This window comes from Streptococcus sp. 4094 (assembly GCF_013277125.1).
GTDB lineage: Bacteria > Bacillota > Bacilli > Lactobacillales > Streptococcaceae > Streptococcus.
Genome location: NZ_VMMI01000063.1, coordinates 1 through 8,906, shown reverse-complemented (window position 1 = coordinate 8,906; position 8,906 = coordinate 1). Strand labels below are relative to the sequence as shown.

General features: G+C 42.4%; 9 protein-coding genes and 1 pseudogene. 9 read left to right on the top strand and 1 reads right to left on the bottom strand.

Translation table 11 applies throughout. The features are described 5' to 3' along the window. The 9 genes and pseudogenes from tnpA to HT721_RS10530 form a co-directional block, all read left to right on the top strand. A pseudogene (gene tnpA / locus HT721_RS10570) lies at positions 1-198 on the top strand (IS200/IS605-like element ISSsu4 family transposase); the annotation flags it as partial. A gap of 200 nt (positions 199-398) precedes the next feature. Beyond that, on the top strand, positions 399-989 hold the full coding sequence (locus HT721_RS10565) for a class I SAM-dependent methyltransferase (protein ID WP_080551624.1): 591 nt from the start codon (positions 399-401) through the stop codon (positions 987-989). Next, complete coding sequence (locus HT721_RS10560) at positions 986-2,263, top strand: pyrimidine-nucleoside phosphorylase (RefSeq protein WP_173214229.1); 1,278 nt, start codon at positions 986-988, stop codon at positions 2,261-2,263. Before HT721_RS10565 ends, HT721_RS10560 begins: the two co-directional genes overlap by 4 nt. A 19-nt stretch (positions 2,264-2,282) precedes the next feature. Then, positions 2,283-2,945 (top strand): deoxyribose-phosphate aldolase, encoded by a 663-nt coding sequence (deoC, locus tag HT721_RS10555; protein WP_173229784.1) that lies wholly within the window; start codon positions 2,283-2,285, stop codon positions 2,943-2,945. Beyond that, entirely contained in the window at positions 2,932-3,321 is a 390-nt protein-coding gene (locus HT721_RS10550) for a cytidine deaminase (protein WP_000246089.1), read from the top strand. The genes deoC and HT721_RS10550 overlap by 14 nt, the downstream gene beginning before the upstream one ends. An 89-nt stretch (positions 3,322-3,410) precedes the next feature. Then, positions 3,411-4,463 carry a BMP family protein gene (locus HT721_RS10545; RefSeq protein WP_001036122.1) on the top strand — a complete coding sequence of 351 codons (1,053 nt, stop codon included), beginning with the start codon at positions 3,411-3,413 and terminating at the stop codon, positions 4,461-4,463. A 142-nt stretch (positions 4,464-4,605) separates the two neighbouring features. After that, positions 4,606-6,141, top strand: a complete 1,536-nt coding sequence (locus HT721_RS10540; RefSeq protein ID WP_000929815.1) for an ABC transporter ATP-binding protein — start codon at positions 4,606-4,608, stop codon at positions 6,139-6,141. After that, positions 6,134-7,192, top strand: coding sequence for an ABC transporter permease (locus tag HT721_RS10535; RefSeq protein WP_173214236.1), 1,059 nt, complete (start codon positions 6,134-6,136; stop codon positions 7,190-7,192). The genes HT721_RS10540 and HT721_RS10535 overlap by 8 nt, the downstream gene beginning before the upstream one ends. Before the next feature lie 2 nt (positions 7,193-7,194). After that, entirely contained in the window at positions 7,195-8,151 is a 957-nt protein-coding gene (locus HT721_RS10530) for an ABC transporter permease (protein ID WP_173214237.1), read from the top strand. 39 nt (positions 8,152-8,190) lie between these two features. On the opposite strand, the gene plsY is transcribed toward HT721_RS10530, so the two are convergent. After that, positions 8,191-8,832 (bottom strand): glycerol-3-phosphate 1-O-acyltransferase PlsY, encoded by a 642-nt coding sequence (plsY, locus tag HT721_RS10525; RefSeq protein ID WP_173214238.1) that lies wholly within the window; start codon positions 8,830-8,832, stop codon positions 8,191-8,193. Positions 8,833-8,906 lie beyond the last annotated feature (74 nt).

The window sequence follows — 8,906 nt, the reverse complement described above, 5'->3', positions numbered from 1 at the left end:
ATGTTTGACAAACACGCCAATCTCAAGTACAAGTTTGGGAATAGGCATTTCTGGGCGGAAGGTTATTATGTAAGTACAGTAGGGCTTAATGAAGCCACAATTAAGAAATATATCCAAGAACAGGAAAAACATGATATAGCACTAGATAAATTGAGTGTAAAAGAATATGAGGATCCCTTTAGGGATAGTGGTAAGTAATACTAAAGCCTCTTTGAGAGGCAAGTGACGAGTCAAGAGCAATAAGGCTTGAACAACGTGAAAGCCAGCGTCTTTAGGCGCTGGCTGGTAATTTGGGCTTATAGCCCTGGTTCAAACCACCCGTCAAACGGGTGGTTATGATTTTATTCTGGATATGTAAACGATTTACAATTTAAGTCAAATTATGGTAAAATAGTTTCATGAGTAAAATGTATTATGCAGAGAATCCTGACGCTGCTCACGATATTCATGAGCTGAGAGTGGAGTTGTTGGGAGAAAAAATGACCTTTTTAACGGATGCGGGTGTTTTTAGCAAGAAAATGATTGACTTTGGAAGTCAACTCTTGCTCAAGTGTCTGGAGGTCAACCAAGGAGAGACAGTCCTAGATGTAGGCTGTGGTTACGGACCTTTGGGCTTGTCTTTAGCTAAGGCTTATGGAGTTCAGGCGACCATGGTTGATATCAATAATCGTGCCTTGGATTTGGCGCGACAAAATGCTGAACGAAATAAAGTAGAAGCGACGATTTTCCAGTCCAACATCTATGAACAAGTTGAAGGCACATTTGACCATGTTATTTCAAATCCTCCTATCCGTGCAGGCAAGCAAGTGGTTCACGAAATCATTGAGAAAAGTAAAGATTTCTTGGAAACTGGTGGAGATTTGACCATCGTCATCCAGAAAAAACAAGGGGCTCCAAGTGCTAAGTCCAAGATGGAGGATGTGTTTGGTAATTGTGAAATCCTTAAAAAAGACAAGGGATACTATATCCTTAGAAGTGTGAAAGAATGAGAGCAGTTGATTTAATCCAAAAGAAACGAGATGGTCAAGAACTGACTTCGAGTGAAATTGAATGGCTGGTAGAAGGCTATGTGTCAGGAACGGTTCCTGATTATCAGATGTCTGCCTTTGCTATGGCTGTTTATTTTAAAGGAATGACGACACGAGAAATCTCTGACCTAACTATGAAGATGGTCAAGACAGGTCAAGAGTTTGATTTATCCGCTATTGATGGGGTTAAGGTTGACAAGCATTCTACGGGTGGTGTTGGTGACAAGGTGACCTTGATTTTAGCTCCTCTTGTTGCTAGCTTCGGTGTACCTGTGGCAAAAATGAGTGGTCGTGGTCTCGGCCATACTGGTGGAACAATTGATAAATTGGAGTCCATTAAGGGCTATCAAGTAGAACGTAGTCAAGAGGATTTTATTCGTCAGGTTCAGGATATTGGAGTATCTGTCATTGGGCAATCAGACCAGCTTGTCAAAGCAGATAAGCTTCTCTACGCCCTCCGTGATGTAACCGCAACTGTCGACACGATTCCTTTGATTGCGAGTTCGGTGATGAGCAAGAAAATCGCGGCAGGGGCGGATGCTATTTTGCTAGACGTAACTGTCGGAGAGGGTGCCTTTATGAAGACGGTTGATGAAGCGCGCGAATTGGCTCAAACTATGGTGGAACTTGGTAAGGCAGTTGGTAGAAAAACGGTAGCAGTGATTACGGATATGAGCCAGCCTTTAGGGCGTGCTATTGGAAATCGTCTGGAGATCCTTGAAGCATTGGAAATTTTACAAGGTCAAGGACGTCAGGATATTACCCACTTTATCTGTGAATTGGCTCAAATTATGCTTGGCCTGGCAAATATAAATAAAACAGTTGAAGAAGTTCGACAACATCTTGAAAATGGCCAAGCGCTGGCTAAGTTTGAGGAGATGGTCCAAGCCCAAGGTGGGGACTTGGAAGACCTCTACCGTCCTGTCAATGTTGCCCATGTGGTGGAAATACCTGCTCAGGAAACGGGTGTCATTTCAGCCCTTCCAGCAATGGAATTTGGGCTTTATGCTATGAGACTGGGGGCAGGCCGTGCAGTCAAGTCTGATGCCTTGGACTATGAAACAGGAATTGTTTTTGAAAAGAAAGTTGGAGATTCCGTTCAAACGGGAGAAATTGTTGCAAAAGTATACACAAATGGAAAAATTTCTCCTCAGCTAGTTACAGATTTTCAAAAATATGTTAAAATAAATGATAGGGTGCAAAGTTTACGAGAAATTATAGAAATTATCTCATAAACCGCAGGAGAATCCGAATATGAAATTAAATAAATATATCGATCATACGCTTTTAAAGCAAGATGCAACAGAAAATCAAATTGATAGTTTGTTGTCTGAGGCTAGAGAGTATGATTTTGCCAGTGTTTGCGTTAATCCTACCTGGGTTGAACATGCTAAAAAAGAGCTTGAAGGCACAGATGTCAAGGTCTGCACAGTAGTAGGTTTCCCTTTGGGAGCAACAACTTCAACTGTGAAAGCTTTTGAGACAAAAGAAGCTATCCAAAATGGTGCAGATGAGATTGATATGGTGATCAATGTTGGGGCTCTCAAATCAGGTAATTTAGCCTTGGTTGAATCGGACATCCGTGCTGTTGTAGAAGCAAGTGGTGACAAGTTAGTGAAAGTCATTATTGAAGCTTGCCTGCTGACCGACCAAGAAAAAGTTGTAGCTTGCCAATTAGCCCAAAAAGCTGGAGCTGACTTTGTCAAAACATCTACTGGCTTCTCAACTGGTGGTGCTACGATAGCAGATGTTACATTAATGCGTGAAACAGTTGGACCTGATATGGGAGTCAAGGCTGCTGGTGGAGCTCGTTCTTATGCAGATGCTCTTGCCTTTGTTGAAGCAGGTGCGACCCGTATCGGAACGTCAGCTGGGGTAGCAATTCTAAAAGGAGAATTGGCAGATGGCGACTACTGAGTTGATTGAACTGGCAATTGAAACCAGCAAACATGCCTATGTCCCCTATTCTCACTTTCCTATCGGAGCAGTTTTAGTGGCAAAAGACGGAAGTGTTTACACGGGAGTGAATATCGAAAATGCTAGCTATCCTTTGACAAACTGCGGAGAGCGTACAGCGATTTTTAAAGCAGTTTCTGAAGGGCAAAGAGAATTTTCAGAGCTGATTGTTTATGGTCAAACTGAAAAACCAATCTCACCATGTGGTGCTTGTCGCCAAGTAATGGTCGAATTTTTTGAACAAGATCTAAAAGTGACCTTAGTCGCAAAAGATAAATCGACGGTCGAGATGACGGTCGGGGAATTACTTCCATATTCTTTTACAGACTTAAATTAGTCTGAGTCGCTCTTTGAGTGGCACGGTCCTTGTGGCCAACCAATCCATACTTGCAACATCGTTGCACATCTTATTTAGGAGGTTCAGTAATGAACAAGAAACAATGGCTAGGTCTTGGCCTAGTAGCAGTGGCAGCAGTTGGACTTGCTGCATGTGGTAACCGCTCTTCTCGTAAGGCAGATTCATCTTCTGATGTGAAGACAAAAGCAGCAATCGTCACTGATACTGGTGGTGTTGATGATAAATCATTCAACCAATCAGCTTGGGAAGGTTTGCAGGCTTGGGGTAAAGAACACAATCTTTCAAAAGATAACGGTTTCACTTACTTCCAATCAACAAGTGAAGCTGACTACGCTAACAACTTGCAACAAGCGGCTGGAAGTTACAACCTAATCTTCGGTGTTGGTTTTGCCCTTCACAATGCGGTTGAAGAAGCAGCTAAAGAACATTCTGACTTGAACTATGTCTTGATTGATGATGTGATTAAAGATCAAAAGAATGTTGCGAGCGTAACTTTCGCTGATAATGAGTCAGGTTACCTTGCAGGTGTAGCTGCAGCCAAAACAACTAAAACAAAACAAGTTGGTTTTGTAGGTGGACAGGAGTCAGAAGTTATCTCTCGTTTTGAAGCAGGATTCAAGGCTGGTGTTGCGTCAGTAGACCCATCTATCAAAGTACAAGTTGACTATGCTGGTTCATTTGGTGATGCCGCTAAAGGTAAAACAATTGCAGCAGCACAATACGCAGCTGGTGCAGATATTGTTTACCAAGTAGCTGGTGGTACAGGTGCAGGTGTCTTTGCAGAAGCAAAATCACTCAACGAAAGCCGTCCTGAAAATGAAAAAGTTTGGGTTATCGGTGTTGACCGTGACCAAGAAGCAGAAGGTAAATACACTTCTAAAGATGGCAAAGAATCAAACTTTGTTCTTGCATCTACTTTGAAACAAGTTGGTACAACTGTAAAAGATATTTCTAACAAGGCAGAAAAAGGTGAATTCCCTGGCGGTCAAGTGATCGTTTACTCATTGAAAGATAAAGGGGTTGATTTGGTAACAACTAACCTTTCTGAAGAAGGTAAAAAAGCCGTTGAAGATGCAAAAGCTAAAATCCTTGATGGAAGCGTAAAAGTTCCTGCAAAATAATGGATGGAAGTTATTTCTTAGGAAGCGGCCATCGGCCGCTTTTTAAGAGTTGAGACAAAGTCATTTTGTCTCAGTAAAGCTTGCTACTAGACAAACTAGCAAGTTTTATTGAAATAAAATAAGACTCTGAAAGGAAGAGCACATGGCACACGAAAATGTCATTGAGATGCGTGATATTACCAAGGTGTTTGGTGAATTTGTTGCCAACGACAAAATCAACCTGCACCTACGAAAAGGTGAAATTCATGCACTTTTAGGAGAAAATGGGGCTGGTAAGTCTACGCTCATGAACATGTTAGCAGGGCTTCTTGAACCAACTAGTGGTGAAATCGCGGTCAACGGTCAAGTTGTCAACCTCGACTCCCCATCTAAAGCAGCTGGCTTGGGAATCGGAATGGTTCACCAGCACTTTATGTTGGTAGAGGCTTTCACGGTGGCTGAAAACATTATTTTAGGAAGTGAATTGACTAAAAATGGTGTGCTAGATATCGCTGGAGCTAGCAAAGAAATAAAGGCTCTTTCTGAACGTTATGGCTTAGCTGTGGACCCTTCTGCCAAGGTGGCAGACATCTCAGTTGGAGCCCAACAACGTGTAGAAATTTTAAAAACCCTTTATCGGGGAGCTGATATTCTTATCTTTGACGAACCAACGGCTGTTTTGACTCCATCAGAAATTGAGGAGTTGATGGCTATTATGAAAAATCTTGTTAAAGAAGGAAAATCAATTATCTTGATTACCCACAAGTTGGACGAGATTCGCGCAGTTTCTGACCGCGTTACAGTTATCCGTCGTGGGAAATCAATTGAAACCGTCAAAATTGCAGGGGCTACTAATGCTGATTTGGCAGAAATGATGGTGGGACGTTCAGTTTCCTTTAAGACAGAGAAGCAGGCCTCTCAACCAAAAGAAGTGGTCTTGTCAATCAAAGATTTGGTGGTCAATGAAAACCGTGGTGTTCCAGCTGTTAAAAATCTGTCCTTGGATGTTCGTGCTGGAGAGATTGTTGGTATTGCAGGGATTGATGGAAATGGTCAGTCTGAACTGATTCAAGCCATCACAGGTCTTCGTAAGGTTGAATCTGGTAGCATTGAGCTAAAAGGAGATTCAATTGTAGGCTTGCACCCACGACAAATTACAGAGTTGAGTGTTGGGCACGTTCCAGAAGACCGTCACCGTGATGGCTTGATTTTGGAAATGATGATTTCTGAAAATATTGCCCTTCAAACCTACTATAAAGAACCACATAGTAAAAATGGGATTTTGAACTATTCAAATATTACTTCTTATGCTAAAAAGTTAATGGAAGAGTTTGATGTTCGTGCTGCCAGTGAATTGGTTCCTGCAGCGGCACTCTCAGGAGGAAATCAACAAAAAGCAATTATTGCTCGTGAAATTGATCGAGATCCTGATCTCCTTATCGTCAGCCAGCCAACTCGTGGTTTGGATGTCGGTGCCATTGAATATATCCACAAACGCTTGATTGAAGAGCGTGATAATGGGAAGGCTGTCCTTGTTGTCAGCTTTGAATTGGATGAGATTTTAAATGTCTCAGACCGCATTGCCGTTATCCATGATGGTAAGATTCAAGGTATTGTATCACCAGAAACAACCAATAAACAAGAACTTGGTGTCTTGATGGCTGGTGGAAACTTGGGAAAGGAGAAGAGTGATGTCTAAAAAATTACAACAAATTTCGGTTCCCTTGATTTCTGTCTTCCTAGGAATTTTACTTGGAGCCATTGTCATGTGGATCTTCGGTTATGATGCTATTTGGGGCTACGAAGAATTGTTCCATACAGCCTTTGGTAGCCTGCGTGGAATTGGAGAAATCTTCCGTGCTATGGGACCTTTGGTCTTGATTGGTCTTGGTTTTGCCGTTGCCAGTCGTGCAGGTTTCTTTAACGTCGGGCTTCCTGGTCAGGCTTTGGCTGGTTGGATTCTCAGTGGTTGGTTTGCCTTGTCGCATCCAGATATGCCACGTCCCTTGATGATTCTAGCAACCATCGTGATTGCCCTGATTGCTGGTGGGATTGTTGGAGCGATTCCGGGTATTCTTAGAGCCTATCTAGGGACGTCAGAGGTTATCGTAACCATCATGATGAACTACATTGTCTTGTATGTAGGAAATGCCTTTATCCATGCCTTTCCTAAAGACTTCATGCAAAGTACAGATTCGACCATTCGTGTTGGGGCTAATGCAACCTACCAGACCCCTTGGTTGGCTGAGTTGACTGGTAACTCACGGATGAATATCGGTATTTTCTTTGCTCTCATTGCCGTTGCAGTTATTTGGTTCATGCTCAAGAAAACAACTCTTGGTTTTGAAATCCGTGCAGTTGGTCTTAATCCACATGCTTCAGAATATGCTGGTATTTCTGCAAAACGGACTATTATCCTATCAATGATTATTTCAGGTGCTTTGGCAGGTCTTGGTGGAGCTGTTGAAGGACTTGGAACCTTCCAGAACGTCTATGTTCAGGGGGCGTCATTGGCTGTTGGATTTAACGGGATGGCAGTTAGTCTGCTTGCAGCCAACTCACCAATTGGTATTCTCTTTGCAGCCTTCCTATTTGGTGTTCTCCAAGTTGGAGCCCCTGGTATGAATGCGGCGCAGGTACCGTCTGAGCTTGTCAGCATTGTAACAGCGTCTATTATCTTCTTTGTCAGTGTTCATTACCTTATCGAACGCTTTGTCAAACCGAAAAAACAAGTTAAAGGAGGTAAGTAAAGATGTCTATTACAACCTTGCTCACCCTCTTGGTGTCTTCTATGCTGATTTACTCAGCACCCCTCATCTTTACAAGTATCGGTGGTGTTTTCTCTGAACGTGGTGGTGTCGTAAACGTCGGCCTTGAAGGAATTATGGTTATGGGTGCCTTTTCTGGAGTTGTCTTTAACCTTGAATTTGCAGAACAATTTGGAGTAGCAACTCCATGGCTATCCTTGCTTGTAGCGGGATTGGTTGGTGGTCTCTTTTCTATCATTCACGCAGCTGCGACGGTGCATTTCCGTGCAGACCATGTTGTCAGCGGTACGGTATTGAACTTGATGGCGCCAGCCTTGGCTGTTTTCTTAGTGAAAGTTCTTTATAACAAAGGACAAACCGACAACCTAAGTCAGACTTTTGGACGCTTTGATTTCCCAGTCTTAGCTAATATCCCAGTGATTGGTGATATCTTCTTCAAATCAACAAGTCTGCTAGGTTATATCGCGATTGCCTTCTCATTCCTTGCTTGGTTTATCCTCTTCAAGACTCGATTTGGTCTTCGTCTCCGCTCTGTCGGTGAACACCCTCAAGCAGCGGATACTTTGGGAATCAATGTCTACAAGATGAGATATTTAGGGGTTATTATTTCAGGTTTCTTGGGTGGAATTGGGGGAGCGATTTATGCTCAATCCATTTCAGTTAACTTCTCAGTGACAACTATTGTTGGACCTGGATTTATCGCTCTTGCTGCGATGATTTTCGGGAAATGGAATCCAATCGGAGCCATGCTATCTAGTCTCTTCTTTGGACTTTCACAAAGTTTGGCTGTTATCGGTTCTCAATTGCCGTTCCTACAAGGAGTGCCTACGGTTTATCTTCAAATCGCACCTTATGTTTTAACAATTCTTGTCTTGGCAGCATTCTTTGGAAAAGCAGTTGCACCAAAAGCAGATGGTATCAACTATATCAAATCAAAATAAGCATACAAAAAACGTCAGTACATGAATTGAACTGGCGTTTTATTTTTTAGGATGTTGGTGGGTCAAGTTTAATCCCCAAGGAACAAGATTTTCAGTCTTATTCTGGATACGTGTGATATTATCCTTATGCCGAATGATAATCAAGCTAGCAAGTGCTAGGATAATAGCGATGAAAAGGGGGTCATAGTTACTCAGGATAAAACCAAAAAGTGGAAAGAGTAGAACACCGATAACAGCTGCGATAGATGCTGTGACACTAGATAGTGAAATCATACTACCAAGATAGAGGGTTCCAAAGAAAACAACTGCAAGGTAGAGACAGAAGACAGGCGCAAATCCGAAAATCACTCCAGCACTAGTTGCGACAGCCTTGCCTCCCTTAAATCCTGCAAAGATAGGGAAGGTATGGCCAATGACAGCTAAAAGTCCAAAGATGAGAGGCGAAACGCCTTGTAGATGAAACATAATTGGAAGTAGCGTTGCTAGGGTTCCTTTGAAAAAGTCAATCACAAAGGTTGCCATACCCGCTTTCTTACCTAAAATGCGGAAGGTATTGGTCGTTCCAGTATTTCCAGAACCGTGTTCACGCAGATTTGTCTGAAAGAAAATTTGTCCAATCCAGAGACCAGACGGAATCGAACCCAGCAGATAGGCTAGGATTAATAAAACTATTGTAATCATACTCCTATTATATCATGAAATGGAGAAGAAAGGCAGAGAATCTCTGCTGAAATTGGGTAAATTCCCAAACTAAG